Annotated in this window: 14 protein-coding genes; 7 read left to right on the top strand and 7 right to left on the bottom strand. The window is 54.9% G+C overall.

What is annotated here, in order from left to right; all coding sequences use genetic code 11:
• Nucleotides 1-101: 101 nt before the first annotated feature.
• On the bottom strand, nt 102-1,226 hold the full coding sequence (locus tag HZS52_RS23010) for a CZB domain-containing protein (protein ID WP_190373781.1): 1,125 nt from the start codon (nt 1,224-1,226) through the stop codon (nt 102-104).
• 170 nt (nt 1,227-1,396) lie between these two features.
• Entirely contained in the window at nt 1,397-2,119 is a 723-nt protein-coding gene (locus tag HZS52_RS23005; protein WP_022520664.1) for a murein L,D-transpeptidase catalytic domain family protein, read from the bottom strand.
• Nucleotides 2,120-2,224: 105 nt separating this feature from the next.
• Between HZS52_RS23005 and HZS52_RS23000 the strand changes: the two genes are divergently transcribed.
• The gene (locus tag HZS52_RS23000; RefSeq protein WP_190373780.1) at nt 2,225-3,859 is read left to right on the top strand and encodes a L,D-transpeptidase family protein; all 1,635 of its coding nucleotides are present in this window, start codon (nt 2,225-2,227) and stop codon (nt 3,857-3,859) included.
• A gap of 85 nt (nt 3,860-3,944) precedes the next feature.
• Here HZS52_RS23000 and HZS52_RS22995 read toward each other — a convergent pair whose 3' ends face one another.
• Nucleotides 3,945-5,642 carry a peptidoglycan DD-metalloendopeptidase family protein gene (locus HZS52_RS22995; protein WP_022520662.1) on the bottom strand — a complete coding sequence of 566 codons (1,698 nt, stop codon included), beginning with the start codon at nt 5,640-5,642 and terminating at the stop codon, nt 3,945-3,947.
• A 434-nt stretch (nt 5,643-6,076) separates the two neighbouring features.
• On the opposite strand from HZS52_RS22995, the gene HZS52_RS22990 reads away from it, so the two are divergent.
• Both HZS52_RS22990 and HZS52_RS22985 read left to right on the top strand, forming a co-directional pair.
• Nucleotides 6,077-7,000 (top strand): LysR family transcriptional regulator, encoded by a 924-nt coding sequence (locus HZS52_RS22990; protein ID WP_027959901.1) that lies wholly within the window; start codon nt 6,077-6,079, stop codon nt 6,998-7,000.
• An 89-nt stretch (nt 7,001-7,089) separates the two neighbouring features.
• On the top strand, nt 7,090-8,082 hold the full coding sequence (locus tag HZS52_RS22985) for a glutathione S-transferase family protein (protein ID WP_022520660.1): 993 nt from the start codon (nt 7,090-7,092) through the stop codon (nt 8,080-8,082).
• A gap of 123 nt (nt 8,083-8,205) precedes the next feature.
• Here the strand turns inward: HZS52_RS22985 and HZS52_RS22980 are convergent, their stop codons facing one another.
• Both HZS52_RS22980 and HZS52_RS22975 read right to left on the bottom strand, forming a co-directional pair.
• Nucleotides 8,206-8,694 (bottom strand): PRC-barrel domain-containing protein, encoded by a 489-nt coding sequence (locus tag HZS52_RS22980; protein ID WP_022520659.1) that lies wholly within the window; start codon nt 8,692-8,694, stop codon nt 8,206-8,208.
• 153 nt (nt 8,695-8,847) lie between these two features.
• The gene (locus HZS52_RS22975) at nt 8,848-9,045 is read right to left on the bottom strand and encodes a CsbD family protein (RefSeq protein WP_141439734.1); all 198 of its coding nucleotides are present in this window, start codon (nt 9,043-9,045) and stop codon (nt 8,848-8,850) included.
• A gap of 253 nt (nt 9,046-9,298) precedes the next feature.
• Here HZS52_RS22975 and HZS52_RS22970 point away from each other — a divergent pair, with 253 nt between their 5' ends.
• The 3 genes from HZS52_RS22970 to nfi all read left to right on the top strand — a co-directional run bounded on the left by HZS52_RS22970 (nt 9,299) and on the right by nfi (nt 12,116).
• Nucleotides 9,299-9,487, top strand: coding sequence for a hypothetical protein (locus tag HZS52_RS22970; protein WP_039859330.1), 189 nt, complete (start codon nt 9,299-9,301; stop codon nt 9,485-9,487).
• A gap of 91 nt (nt 9,488-9,578) precedes the next feature.
• Complete coding sequence (locus HZS52_RS22965; protein ID WP_009287184.1) at nt 9,579-11,294, top strand: DEAD/DEAH box helicase; 1,716 nt, start codon at nt 9,579-9,581, stop codon at nt 11,292-11,294.
• 135 nt (nt 11,295-11,429) lie between these two features.
• The gene (gene nfi / locus HZS52_RS22960) at nt 11,430-12,116 is read left to right on the top strand and encodes a deoxyribonuclease V (RefSeq protein WP_190373779.1); all 687 of its coding nucleotides are present in this window, start codon (nt 11,430-11,432) and stop codon (nt 12,114-12,116) included.
• Between the two features lie 24 nt (nt 12,117-12,140).
• On the opposite strand, the gene HZS52_RS22955 is transcribed toward nfi, so the two are convergent.
• A complete protein-coding gene (locus tag HZS52_RS22955; protein WP_190373778.1) occupies nt 12,141-12,857 on the bottom strand; it encodes a glutamine amidotransferase in 717 nt (238 codons plus the stop codon).
• 136 nt (nt 12,858-12,993) lie between these two features.
• Here HZS52_RS22955 and tpx point away from each other — a divergent pair, with 136 nt between their 5' ends.
• Nucleotides 12,994-13,494, top strand: coding sequence for a thiol peroxidase (tpx, locus tag HZS52_RS22950; RefSeq protein WP_022520654.1), 501 nt, complete (start codon nt 12,994-12,996; stop codon nt 13,492-13,494).
• On the opposite strand, the gene HZS52_RS22945 is transcribed toward tpx, so the two are convergent.
• Complete coding sequence (locus HZS52_RS22945) at nt 13,491-14,174, bottom strand: gamma-glutamyl-gamma-aminobutyrate hydrolase family protein (RefSeq protein ID WP_035538585.1); 684 nt, start codon at nt 14,172-14,174, stop codon at nt 13,491-13,493. The two genes, tpx and HZS52_RS22945, sit on opposite strands and share 4 nt — an antisense overlap.
• Nucleotides 14,175-14,226 lie beyond the last annotated feature (52 nt).

Raw genomic sequence — 14,226 nt, 5'->3', positions numbered from 1 at the left:
GCTTTTTCCCATTGCTGCTGGTGAGGAAAGTGGTTTTATTGCAACCAGCATGGCATAGGCGGCTAGATAAGACGAAAGGCTATTTAGCGTACAACGGCTATTTAAGGTGCGCCCGCAAGCGGTGAGTGATGATTGGCTGAATAGGGCGCCTCATACATGGCGTGCTCCATGAGGTTGTCCAACTGCAGGGCGAGCTGCTGGCTGGCTTCTTCCATGACTCCCAAGGCGGCCAGTTGACCATTGCGGTCGCCCAGGCGGGCAAACTTAAGTGCTTCCGCGCCACTGTCATGCATACGGCGATGGGGGGCCGCCAGCGCTCGATAGGCCTCAGTGCGGGCGTAACGTTGGTGACCTTCTCCATGTTGATGCCAGCGCCCTAAACGGCATTGGTGATGGTCTTCTAGGGGAGTGTCTGTGTTGGCAGAGAGGAGCTGCTTATAAAGCCGACACTTCCACACCGCATGATCAAGCTTCGCGGAGTGTAAAAACGCAGCGGTGGCATTGTGATGAATCACCTTGTGCATATGCTGAGCTTGGTCAGCAAGCTGATGCACTGCCTGATTGGCTGCTTGCGCGGAATGGGTAATCTCCTCGTCGGCCAGACGTTTTTTCACTACGGCCTGCGAGTGTTCTCTTACCTGGCTATTAATTTGCTCCATCAGTAGGCTGAGCTGATGGCTCAAGCTGTGCATAGTCAACGCTAAGCGGTGGACATCGTCTGCAATGGCTGCCAATCCTGGAGATTGCTGGCTAGCGGCATCGGTGCTGCCAAGCAGACCTTGGCTATGGGCCGTTTCGAGGGCCGTACTTACTGCTAACGCCTGGGCGTGGCCTGCACTACGGGCGAGAGCGACCTGTAGCTGGCTTAAGGCGTGCAGAGTTTTAGCTAACACTAATGGGGGTAACGCTTCGGTACGTTCAGTGTCGTGGCATCGTTGGTCAAGGCTACTGACCGCCTGTTCAGCGGTGGCAATTAAATTAACCGTTTCCGTTAGGGTGGCCCGCTCGCCGGCAAGCTGATCCGCGTACTCCTGTATGCCACTATTGAGAGAAGCCAGCATATCCGCGCCTCTTGCCTGCAGCATGCCGATGGATTGTGCCGGTTTCATCAGGCTCAATAATCGACAACTGGGGGAGGGGGTAGCAGCGTCAAGCTGAGTGCGTAACTCGGCAACTTCCTGTTCCAGGCGGCGAATTTTTTGGTACGGGTGCATAAAGGTGAACATGGCAGAGACACCTACGGCAGATAGCAATATTTTGTGTTAATTTGTCACAAAGTATTGCAGAGGGTTCCCCTGTGCGCCTGATTTAGCGGCCGAAAATGATAAAATTCAGCTACTGATTGCCTGTAAGACTGAGGTTGTTAACGTTCCCCTCATTAAGAGTCTGGGTAACATTAGCGCCGGGCTAGCTGTGCGGCGGTGGCCGTGCAGCCTAAAAACGCGGAGGTGGCCAGCCACTCGGCATCGGGATAATAAGCGAACACATACTGATCCTCTTTTAGACTGTCGATCAGCGGGTAAGTGACGTCTTCGCGTACCGCCGGGCAGCCATGGCTGCGCCCGAGCCGCCCCGTTTGGTTGATAAAGGCGTCGCTTACATAGTCCGCGCCGTGGATCACAATAGCGCGCTCAAACGCCAAGTCATTGACGTTGGGTTCCAGACCCTCCAGACGCAGTGAATAGCCGTTGCGCCCATAGTAGCTGTTCATAGTGCGAAATAGGCCAATGCTGGATTGATGGCTATCGGGGGTATTGGAAAACGTCTCTGCTTGGGCGTCGCCAGACCCCTGGCCGTGGGAGACCAGCTCTTCGAAGAGTAGCTTATGCTGGCGCAAATCAAATACCCACAAGCGCGGCTCGGTAGATGGCAGCGAGTAATCGATCACTGCCAAGCGCTCGGCATTAGGCTCGGCGCAGTTAAGCGCTTGGGCGGCTAAACGCAGCGCATCGGGCGAGGCCTGGGGGGCGAGCTGCAGCAACTGATGGTGTAAAGGCAGTATGCCGCGAGGTGGCGTTGAATCAACTTGGGCGAAGAAACTGGCAGCGTGGAGCGGTAATGTAAATAATGTAAAAGGGAGAGAAAATAATAACGTGGCAACATTTAAACGAAGAGCCATAAAAGTCGATCCTACGAGCAATATAAGTCATTATAAAGATTAGCCGACTAATATAAAAAACAGGGTCGGCGATGTGGAAGACTATAGTAACGCAAGGAGAGGGCGATGAACGAGATACAGCCACTAAGACAATGGGCGATAGGGGTCGCTCTTTGTCTCACGCTTACCCACAGCCCTTTAGGCATTAGCTATGCGAATGCGGATTCAGCGCCGTTACAACAGGCGTTAGCCCAGCAATTAAGCGCGGTTGAGGCGCAGCGGCTACCCGTTACTGAGTTTTATCAACTGCGCGATGGGCAGCCCGCCTGGCAGGCAGCCGTGGCGGTTGAGTCTCTGGTTGCTGCGTTGAATAGCTTGGAAACCGATGGTCTAACACCCGAGGATTACCACGCTGATACACTGATTGATGAGTTCCAGCGCAGTCAGGCAAGCAGTCAAGCCGCTCAGGCGTCGTTTGATATTAAAGCAACTCGAGCGTTGCTGCTGGCGCTGGATCATTTAGAACGCGGTAAGGTGAACCCGCGCGATGTCGAACCCCAGTGGGATGCGCCGCGCCCTGAACGTCGCTACTCACTGCTGCGTGTGGTGCATGCCGTCGATGACCGCTCGCTTGATAACGCGATCGCGCTGGCTCGGCCCTCGTCTGCTGAATATCAGCAACTGCGCGATGCCTTGAAGCAGCATTATCAGTTGGCTAACCTGGGCAGCGTGCCCTACTTGGCTGCGCGAGAAGAGTCGTTGCGGCCAGGCGATGAAGCCGACGATGTGAGCGTGCTGCGCCAGCGCCTGGCACTATGGGGAGAGGCTGAGTTACAGGTGGCGGATAGCAGCGCCTATCCATTAATCGGTGTACAAGCCGGGTCGAATCGGCGTGCCTTTGATGCACCGCTGGAAGCCGCTGTGAGGCGTTTCCAGCGCCGTCATTTGCTGCAGGAAGATGGTGTAGTGGGCGAACAAACTCGCTTGGCGTTGAACACCTCAGTGGCGTCGCGAATCGACCAGCTGCGGGTCAATTTAGAGCGCGCGCGGTGGATCCGTCCGATGCAATCTGCTGAGCCACGAGTATGGGTTGATATTGCAGGCTACCGGATGCACTACGTGCGCCCTAACGGCCAGCACTGGGACGCCCGTGTGGTGGTAGGAACCCCGCGGCGCGAGACGCCGATTATCCACTCTACGATCAGCCATTTAACCATTAATCCTTCCTGGACAATCCCGCCGACGATCATGCGCGAGGATGTGTTGCCCCAGGTGCGTGCCGATATCGACTACTTGGCGCGTAAAAACATCCAGGTGATTAGCCCCATGGGCGAACCGCTTGCTGCGGAGGAGATCGACTGGCAGCGTCCTGGCGGCGTTATGTTGCGTCAGGTAGCGGGTACAGGTAACCCGCTAGGTCGCGTCGTGGTACGGTTTCCCAACTATGACATGATCTATTTGCACGATACCCCCGCGCGTGGATTGTTCCGGCGTGATCAGCGTGCACTTAGTTCAGGCTGTATTCGGGTTGAAGGTGTGACTGAGCTGGCGCAAATGCTGCTGCAAGACACCGGCAGTCGTTATCAAATGAGTACGCTGTTAAAAGGAGGGAGTGATCGCAATGTGAGCTTATCTCAGCGTATTCCCATTGCGCTGCATTATTTGACCGCGTGGCCAAATGCCGAAGGCGAGGTGGAGTTTAGACCTGATATCTACCGCCGGGATGCAACGCTACTGGCCGCGCTGCAGCGGTCAGTCTAGACAGTTGAAAATACGTAAGCCAACGCAAAACACCGCCCAGTGGCGGTGTTTTGCGTTTGAGTACACGGTAGCTATATAGCGGTCGCTAGTCGTCGCTCTCCTGCCGATAATTAGCCACGCTAACCGGGCCTGTTTCGCCGCTTTCCAGCGCCGCCAATATGGGTGCTGCCTGATTCTGGAACGCAATAAGCGTATCGCCGCTCAAGCTGGTGTTTTCGGGTAGGGGAACCGTCATCGCATTGACCGGTGAGTTGTTGACGATGACTTCGTAGTGCAGGTGAGGGCCGGTGCTGCGGCCTGTATTGCCTGATAGCGCGATACGCTCGCCCATTGTTACACGTTCACCTTGCTTCACCAGCGGCCGGGAGAGGTGCAGGTAGCGCGTCCGGTAGCCATTGTCATGACGGATGACGACATAGCGTCCTGCGGCGCGATGGTTGCTCACTCGTTCCACAACACCGTTAGCGGGAGCCGTTACCGGCGTGCCAATCGGCATGGCAAAATCGGTACCGTTATGCGGGCTAGTGCGGCCGGTTACTGGATGCTTACGGCGCGGATTGAAGCTGGAGCTTAAACGGTAGTTGCCTTCAAACGGGTGGCGCGCAAAGGCAGGATCCAGGCTACCACCCTCAGGTGTATAGAAGTTATCGTCGCTGGCATTACGCACAACGGTTAAGTCCATGCGTTCGCCGTTGTAATGAACAGCCAATACACGGGAATCTAAAGTTTCACCATCGATCATGTCTGACTCGACCAGTACCTGGAAACGATCGCCGCGGCGGCTGTCACGCCGAAAATCGAGTTTCTTTTCGAGTAGTTTCGTCAGTTCTGTTACCGAGCCGCTGTTCAAACCTGTCGCCTGGGCGGAGCGCGCAAAGCTACCGCTGACGCTACCGGCATAGAGGCGCTGAACAGGTTCTCCTTGGCGTTCAATCGTGGTGATGGCGAAGTGGTCTGCGTCCTTCTCCAGCAGTATGCCGTCACGGGTGTTTTTCATCATGCGTAGCGACAATAAACGCCCATCTTCATCCAGCTGATAATCAAAGCTGTGCCCGGCGCGCCAATTGGTTAGCATGCGCGGGTCAGGTAAATCCTCCAGCAGAGCCATCACTTCGCTATAGCCTAGGCCTAATTCGTTTTGTGCCAGTACGGCAAAAGTTTCGCCGGATTCAACAATGTGGGTTTCCCACTCAGGTACAAAGGGCTCTTCAGCTGCCAGCTCTAAATCCAGAAAGGAGATATCATCGAATAGCTCAACGCCATAATCCTCATAAGAGGTAGCGTCGGCAATTTCGACGGAAGAGCTGTTGTCTACATTATTATCCAGCATGCCGCTAGCCAATGTGCCTAGCACAATTGCCATATGCAGCGCACCGTCATCGAGACCACCGCTTTCCAGTGCTGCGGTATTCGGTACCGTGACGTCGCCGCCCAAAGCCGGCTGGTTCGCCATGTCGGCCTCTGCGCTGGCAATGACGTCAAGATCAACGATCTCGGTTGCGGTGAGTTCACTGAGGGGGATATTTTCGCGGGTCGCGTCGAGGGCGCGCGAGGCGCGATCGATCGCATCTGCTACCGGGGTGCGTTCTTGATGCAGGGAAGGGACGCCCGGAGTAGAGTCGCTTGGGAGCGGTACTAGCACGCTTTCAAGCGGTGTGTTTAGTTGAGTTAAATCTTGGTATGTCGTCAATAACTTTTGTGTGCCCAGCACGGTGACCATTGTGGCCACGGGTAACAGTAATAATTTGTGCGTACGGGGCAGCGAATGGAGGATTCGCAACATGGGTAAATGGACCGCCGAGTTCGTGATTAAAAGTAACTATTAAGCGAATAAACCCGGAAACCATACCCCATGGAGGCAGGGGTGCATAGACTGTATATCTATACATAAAGCGTAATTAAATACAAAAATAGCACTAACAGACAGAGATTACTATTTATAAACAGCGTTTGCTAACAAATGTAACCAGTGAGGCGTGCTAACTAAATAATCTGTGTTAACTATAGACGAAAACTACGCTTTTAAAAGCTAAAGTATAATCTGTGTCAAAATTTTCCCGCTGGATAGAAATGACGTGCTCTTTTACCTGCGACCAGCAGTTAATCTCAAGCATTTTGTAAGCATGGGCGGAAGTGTTAGCTGTTTCCTGGCATTCTAGCCATGTTTTTTCGAACATTAAGCGCATTGTTTCGCTGTATTGCGTTGAGGAAATCGAAATGTCCCGGGTAACACTTTCACAATGGCAAATGTTGGCCGCCGTGGTTGACCACGGTGGATTTGCGCGTGCGGCAGAGGCGGTACATAAAAGCCCCTCCACGCTGAACCATGCCGTTCATAAATTAGAAGAGCAGCTAGGCGTGCAGGTGCTGGAGCCTATTGGCCGACAAGTACGGTTAACCGAAGCGGGCGAGCTGCTGCTTCGGCGCGCGCGTCAATTAATAGAGAGCGCAGCGTCACTTGAAGATGTCGCCACCCGGCTAGCCGCTGGTTTAGAAGCGGAAGTGGTAGTGGCAATCGATCAGGTGTTTCCCGCTGCTGCTCAAGCTAAAGCGCTAGAGCGATTCTCTGAAACGTACCCGCAGGTGCGCGTGCAGTTGCACGAGAGTGTTCTCAATGGCGGCATTGAGATGCTCTATGATGGCCGCGCAGACTTGGTAGTCTCCGGCATTGAGGCGCAGGGCTTCTTGGGCGAGCCGTTGGTCACGGTGCGCTTTGTTGCCGTGGCGCATCCCCAGCATGCGCTACATCAATTGGGCCGCTCGTTGGATTTGCGCGATCTAGCCCAGTATCGGCAGTTGGTGGTGCGTGATTCAGCGCTGCGCCAATCAACCAATGCTGGCTGGTTGAAAGCCGAGCAGCGTTGGACCGTCAGCCACCTCAATACCTCACTGGATATGCTAAGGCGTGGCTTGGGGTTTGCCTGGATGCCGGAAACACGAATTGCGGAGGAGTTAAACAGCGGGCAATTAAAGCCGCTGCCACTACCCGCGGGCGGTATTCGTGAAGTGCCGATTCAGATGATTTTTCGCGACCGAGACCGGGCAGGGCCAGCGGCTCATGCGATGGCCGCCGCACTGAAACAGGCCGTGGTGAGCGAATGCGCGCTGAATGATTCGACTGACTCGAATGAAAGGCCGTAAAACATCCGCTTGAGCGTTCCTGAAGCGGGCGTATGCTGAAGAAAAGAACGTAATTGTTAGCACCTCTAATGACTTTCAGGAGACGCCCAATGGGATTACTGGTAAATGGCAAGTGGCAAGACCAGTGGTATGACACTAAAAAACACGGCGGCGAATTTGTTCGTGAGTCCGCTCAGCTTCGCGACTGGGTGGGCAGCCATCCGGAGACTGACGGTGACTGCTACCCAGCGGAAAAAGAGCGTTATCATTTATATGTCTCGCTAGCCTGCCCCTGGGCGCATCGCACGCTGATTATGCGTAAGTTGAAAGGGCTAGAGCCGTTGATCGGCACGTCCCATGTTAGCCCCTTGATGCTCGACCAAGGCTGGACGTACCGTCAGGACGAAGGTGCCAGTGGCGACCCCGTTAACGGCGTCGACTACCATCACCAGCTGTATACCATGACCGACCCCCACTATACCGGGCGTGTCACCGTGCCCGTGCTATGGGACAAACAGCGCAGCGCCATCGTTAATAATGAGTCTGCAGACTTGCTACGTATTTTTAACCGTGCGTTCGATGAATTGACCGGCAACGACCTGGATTTTTACCCAGAAGATCTGCGCGGTGTCATTGATGACGTAAACGCCGATGTTTACGACCACATTAATAACGGCGTTTATAAATCAGGCTTTGCCACCGAACAGGCGGTTTATGAGAAGCACGTGAAGGCGTTGTTTGACGGTCTAGAGCGTATGGAAGCACGCTTGGCCGAGCATCGTTACTTGGCGGGGGAGTGGTTAACCGAGGCGGATATTCGTCTCTTTACCACGCTGATCCGGTTTGACGCGGTTTACTATGGCCACTTCAAATGCAATTTTAAGCGCATTGAAGATTATCCCAATCTTTCCAATTACGTGAGGGAAATCTATCAGTGGCCGGGAGTGGCGGAGACCGTCAATATGGATCACATCAAACGCCACTACTATTATAGTCACGACACGATTAACCCAACGCGAATCGTACCTGCTGGGCCCCTACTCGACCTTGAACGGTCTCACGACCGGGAGCGTTTACCGGGGCAGGGCGTGCGGCGTAAATAGATGCGTATCGCTAGCTAGCAAAAAGGGCCGCCCAGTTGGGCAGCCCTTTTTCTAATGCTGAGATTCTACTGCTAGCGTTTCGTTGCTCTTAAAAACGTTGCTATTAAAAACAATGGGGAACCGTTAGCCATTATCATCGATATCTAACGCTTCACGGGTACGCTGCCAAGCGCTTTCAGCTCCCTCTTGGGTAGTTTGCCAGGCATCGCGAGCGTTGGCTTTAGTCTGTTCCCACCACTCGTTATTGTAAGCCGGGAAGGCTTCGACTTCTTCCTGGCTGGCTTCGACCATAATGCGATGTTCTGTATCACCATCGGCGTCCGTTTCGGTTTCGAGGGTGAAGTAGTCGGTATCAACAACGATCTCGCGGCCGCCGAGGCCCAGTACTGAACCGCTTTCGATCACAATCGCGGTAATGCGCATCTCTTCATCAAACAGGATGTCATCGACGTCACCAATCTCTTCACCGGAACCACCGGCAAAATAGACCTCTGCATCAAGAATGTCGTCGGCAGAATACATGCCCTGGGGCTCATCCTGTGCGTGAGCATTCATGGCAACGCTGCCCATAAGGGCGGTACCGATAACGGTTGTGAGGATTGTCTTACGCATAGCATCTCTCCATGTGGCTACGATAGATAATAGATCTGTGTGGCTGCAGGTACTGGAGGGGATAACATAACCAGAACCACCAGCACATTGTGTTGCTAAAAAACCGACCTACCAAAACGGAAATGGTGTAATTAAAGGGGGCTTATAAGGCTATTACTGCTTATCAGCCCAGTCATCGGCTTGACGCTCTGCTTCTTCGCGCTCTAGGCCGTACTTCTGCTGAAGCTTGCCTATCAATTGATCCTTTTTACCACCGATCTGATCCAACTCATCGTCGGTGAGCTCGCCCCAGCTTGAGCGTGCCTTACCCTTCATCTCTTTCCATTTGCCTTCAATTTGATCCCAGTTCATTGCATCGCTCCTTGAGAATAGTGAACTTGATTAGGCACTTTTTCAGGTTAGACCATATGTGCATGAGCGCAAGTCCTTGTTTCACTGTGGTGTAAGTTAAAAGTACTGGTCAGACGCCAAATGCAATGGTAGGATGCGCGCTCCTCGCATGTGTTGACCCCTCCATCACGACGGTAAGCGTTTAACTGCATAGTTATTAATGAGTAGATGTTAATAGTTATTTGTAGTGTCGCTTGCGGGAACATCTCGCCAATTGCTAGATGTTCATTGCTGTGTAGATGGCGCGCCTCCAGTATTTCACCAAACGGGTGAAATCGGCGCAGAAGGTCGCCACAACGGTTGGCCCGCTAATGCGTTGTTTGCCAACCGGATGCTAGGTGCGACCGGCGTCTCCGACTCCACTGATGGCTTTGACCGCTACGGCGGTGCCTGTTATCGATAATGACCATTCTTCATGTCGTTGTGCGATGACTGAGTCAGAGACGCTTATGATGTTTTTTGCCGGTACTTGCCGGCCTACCAAGGTGTGATTAATGACCTCGACTTCTGTCGCCTCGCCGAGCTTCGGCGATCTGGCTCTTTTGCCTGCCGTTCTGTCTGCTGTTGAATCACAGGGCTACCTCGTTCCCTCGCCGATTCAGGCACAAACTATTCCTGCGTTGCTTGAAGGCCGCGATATGCTGGGCCAGGCCCAGACGGGTACCGGCAAAACCGCAGCGTTTGCATTACCGTTACTGTCACGTTTAGAGCTGACTCGCCGTGAGCCCCAAGTGTTGGTTATGGCGCCAACCCGCGAATTGGCTCAGCAAGTAGCTGCCTCGTTTAGTAAATATGGCCAAAACCTGAAAGGTCTCGAAGTTGCGACCCTATGTGGTGGCCAAGAGTACCGTGAACAGCTGGGCGCCCTTAAGCGTGGCGCGCAAGTGGTTGTCGGTACCCCCGGCCGGATTATCGACCACCTGGACCGCGGTAGCCTGAAGCTTGATGGCCTCTCCGCCCTAGTGCTGGACGAAGCTGATGAAATGTTGCGCATGGGCTTTATCGACGACGTAAAACGCGTGGTTGCCGATACCCCGAAAGATGCTCAGCGTGTGTTCTTCTCAGCGACACTGCCCACTGAAATCGAGCGCATCGTTAACCGTTACTTGGTTAACCCAGTGAAAGTCGCGATTGAGTCGGGCACCACGACCGGCGAAAACATCGAACAGCGCATTGTGCGTGTTGATGGTGGCGCTAAGCTTGAAGCTCTTTCGCGTATTCTTGAAGTCGAGCCGGTCGATGGGGCCATCGTCTTTGTACGTACCCGTGCCGCTTGTACCACGCTCGTTGAGCAGTTGACTGCTCGTGGCGTTAACGCTGCTGGCCTGTCCGGTGATCTCGATCAGAGCCTGCGTGAGCGTACTATTACGCGCTTGAAGCGTGGCAAAGTCGACGTACTGATCGCTACCGATGTAGCTGCCCGTGGTCTTGACGTGTCGCGTATCACTCACGTTATCAACTACGATCTGCCTCAAGATGCAGAGGCTTATACGCACCGTATTGGCCGTACCGGTCGTGCGGGCCGTAGCGGTATCGCGATTACCTTTGCTGGCTTCCGTGAAGGCCGCAAAGTGGGCTGGATGGAGCAGGCAACCGGTCAGAAAATGACCGAAATGCCGCTACCTGATGAAGCCGCTATTCGTGCCCATCGCGATGACGTCTTCTATCAGCGTGTTATCGCCTCCTTAACGAAGGGCGCCGAAGAGCAGCGTGCGCTGATTGAGCGTCTGATCGAAGAAGGCCATGACCCGATCGAGCTGACTTGTGCGTTTGCCGCTATGGCGCGTGCTGACGAAGCGCCGATCGGTCGCCTTCAGGCGCCGCGCAAAGAGAAGCCCTCGCGTGATGGAGCGTCTGGCGGTAAGCCGGGAGCGCGCCGCGAACGCACTGGTGCACCAACTGAAGGTATGACGCGCTACCGCGTATCGGTTGGTCATAAAGATGGCGTCAAGCCTGGCCAACTAGTTGGTGCCCTCGCCAACGAAGGCGGCATTGAAGGCGCGCGTATCGGTCGTATCGATATTCGCAACGCTTTCTCTGTGGTCGAACTGCCGAGCGGCTTGCCCTCGACGATTCTGACCAAGATGGCCCGTGCCCGTGTGGCCGGTCGTCCGTTGGAAATCAGCGAAGACAGCGCACCGGCAGAGCGTGCACCGCGCCGCCGTCGCGACGAAGGCGATGCGCCGGTTCGTCGTCGCGAACGCGCCTAAGTCTTCACCACTGTAAGGATTAATCAGCTGCCGCCAAGCGGCAACTGAGAAGATCTCGACGCCCTCGTACCGTTACTGGTGCGAGGGCGTTTTTTTGCTACCTTATTCACCATTAACCGTTTCAAGGAGGAAACCATGTCCGCACCACTACACGAATGGAATCTGGCACCCAAGGAAGCGATGGCGCTGCAGTTGCAGTTGGCGAGGCGATTGGAACTTACTGATCGCCTAGCGCCGATAACGCATATCGCCGGGGTGGATATTGGCTTCGAAGAGGGCGGCGAAATCACTCGGGCAGCGGTGGTGGTATTGAAATGGGATCCTGCCACCGCACCCGATTTAAGCGTGGTGGAACAGGTCGTTCATCGCGAGCCCACCCGAATGCCGTATATCCCCGGCTTGCTTTCGTTTCGAGAAATCCCCGCCGCGCTAGGCGCGTTTGAAAAACTCAGCGTGATGCCTGAACTGGTGATGGTCGACGGCCAGGGGATTGCACACCCACGCCGGTTAGGCGTGGCGGCTCACCTAGGGCTATGGCTCGATCTACCTACCATCGGTATTGCCAAGTCACGCCTATATGGCCAACACGCCGAGGTGGGCGAGCAGCGCGGCGACTGGGTGCCACTCTCCACGGGGCAGGAAACCATTGGTGCCGTTTTGCGTTCCCGCACCAAGGTCAAGCCCGTGTACGTATCACCTGGCCACCGGATCACTTTAGAAACCTCGCTGGCCTGGGTGTTGCGCTGCTTGGGGCGTACCAAGCTACCTGAGCCAACGCGGCTGGCAGATCGGCTGGCCTCACGGCGTGATCTGCGTAAGTAGCTTTCGATTGCCGATGGCTAAGGGCTATACAAACGCCAAAAAACGTCGCAGTAGGCTGGAGGCCTCTTGGCAGTCAGTAATGTTCGCCAGCAGGGTGTCGGGCTCTTCGCCTTGGTCGCGTAGGGCGGCGCGTTGGCGTTCAAGGTAGGCACGCATCACCGGCGCCGTAAATTCCGGGTGAAACTGCACGCTCCACTGGCGCGGGCCGTAGCGCAGCGCCTGATGGGCGTCGTGGCTGTTATGGGCCAGCACCGTGCAACCTTGGGGCGTCTGCATCACCGACTGGGCATGGGTCAGGTGGGCGGCAAAGCTTTCCGGTAGTTGGCTAAACAGCGGGTCTTGCTGGCCCGCTTGGGTGAGTCGCACGGTGCGCGTGCCCGATTCGCGGCCAGCCGGGTGGTAGTCACTCATGCCACCAAAAGCGGCGGCCATTAACTGGTGGCCATAGCAAACGCCTAGCATGGGAATGTCGTTTGCCAGCACCTCCTTCAGCCACGGCTTCAGTGCTTCGCTCCAGGGTTCCGCCTCACTGACCATACTGTGCGAACCGGTAATCACAATACCCGCGAGTGTATTAAGTTCAGGAGCGCTGGGTTGGCGGGTTGCATCCCACACCTGTAGTTCTAAATGCGCGGGCAGCGCGGTGCTAAGCTGCTTTATAAATAGCGTTTCAAAATCACCGTGCTGGTCGACGACTTCCGGAAAAGCGTCGCCGGTTTTAACGATCAATACACAGGCCATATCACTCCCTCAGTATGATGAAACGCAAACATTGAACAAAGGCCTTTCAGGAAGAGCGCAAAGGCGTGAAGATAGCCTACCATGGCTGCTTAAATGGTAAGAACGCATTAATTATGAACATCATAAGGAGACAATAATGCAACAGGTTACCCGCGCAGGCGAACCGCTGGATGTGGCTGGCACATTGCCAGCAAAAGGGCAGGCGGCACCGGCGATGACGCTGACCAACACCGATCTGCAAGACGTTACGCTCGATACGTACGCAGGAAAGCGTAAAGTGCTCAATATCATCCCCAGTGTGGATACGCCCACTTGTGCCATGTCCACGCGTCACTTTAACGAGCTGGCGTCTAACCTTGCCGACACCGTGGTATTGGTCGTCTCCGCGGACTTACCCTTTGCGGCCAAACGCTTTTGTGGCGCGGAAGGGTTGGATAACGTTGAAACACTGTCTACTTTTCGCCACCCCGAGTTTCGCGAAGCCTGGGGCGTAGCGCTGTGCAACAACTCCATGGAAGGTCTTTGCGCCCGTGCAGTCGTCGTACTGGATACCGATAACCGAGTGCTGCACAGCGAGCTGGTGAGCGAGTTGAAGAACGAGCCTGATTATGATGCTGCCTTGGCGGTGCTGAGCTAGCTCGTATGCCGTGTAGCATGCCGCTCTGACGCCCTCACCAGCGCGCGAATCAAGCGCTGCTGGGGGCGATTGAAAATCAGCCACTCCGGGTGCCACTGCACGCCAATCAAGAAGTCGTGCTCCGGTGACTCAATGCCCTGCACTAGGCCATCCCGGTCGCGTGCAACGATTTCAATCCCTCTGCCTGCCTGATAAACGGCTTGATGATGCAGGCTGTTAACCCGACACCAGGTAACTCCTAGCAGGCGATGCAACTTACTTGCCCCCACGATATCAACGGTTTTGCGCGGCAGAACGGTGCGTCGCCGTTTTAACCCTTCGTGGGTGGTGTAGATATCAGGATCCAGTGTGCCACCAAGATGCACGTTGATTAATTGTGCCCCTCGGCAAATACCCAGCACCGGTGTATGCAGCGGAATAAAACGTTCAAGCAGGGCTAGCTCCAGCTCATCCCTTGCAGGGTCTAAACGAACATCTAATTGTACTTCGCCACCATAGAGGTGGGCCTGAATATCGTCGCCGCCGCCAATGATCAAGCCGTCCAGGCTTTCCGGCTGCGGGCGCGAAGGCGATAACCGCAACGGTTTGCCGCCATGCCGCCAGACGGCGAACCAATCAAACCACCACGCTAAGTGGCTTTTTTGGTCAGAGGTAGTAATTCCGATAAGCGGCCGAGTCATGTGGATAGTTACTCACTGTGACAGGAAATGAAGAATGCTAAACGGGTTTTAT

The sequence above is a fragment of the Vreelandella titanicae genome (assembly GCF_014697095.1).
Lineage (GTDB): Bacteria > Pseudomonadota > Gammaproteobacteria > Pseudomonadales > Halomonadaceae > Vreelandella > Vreelandella titanicae.
Note: the sequence above shows the minus strand (reverse complement) of the source record. Positions and strands in the feature narration are given on the sequence as shown.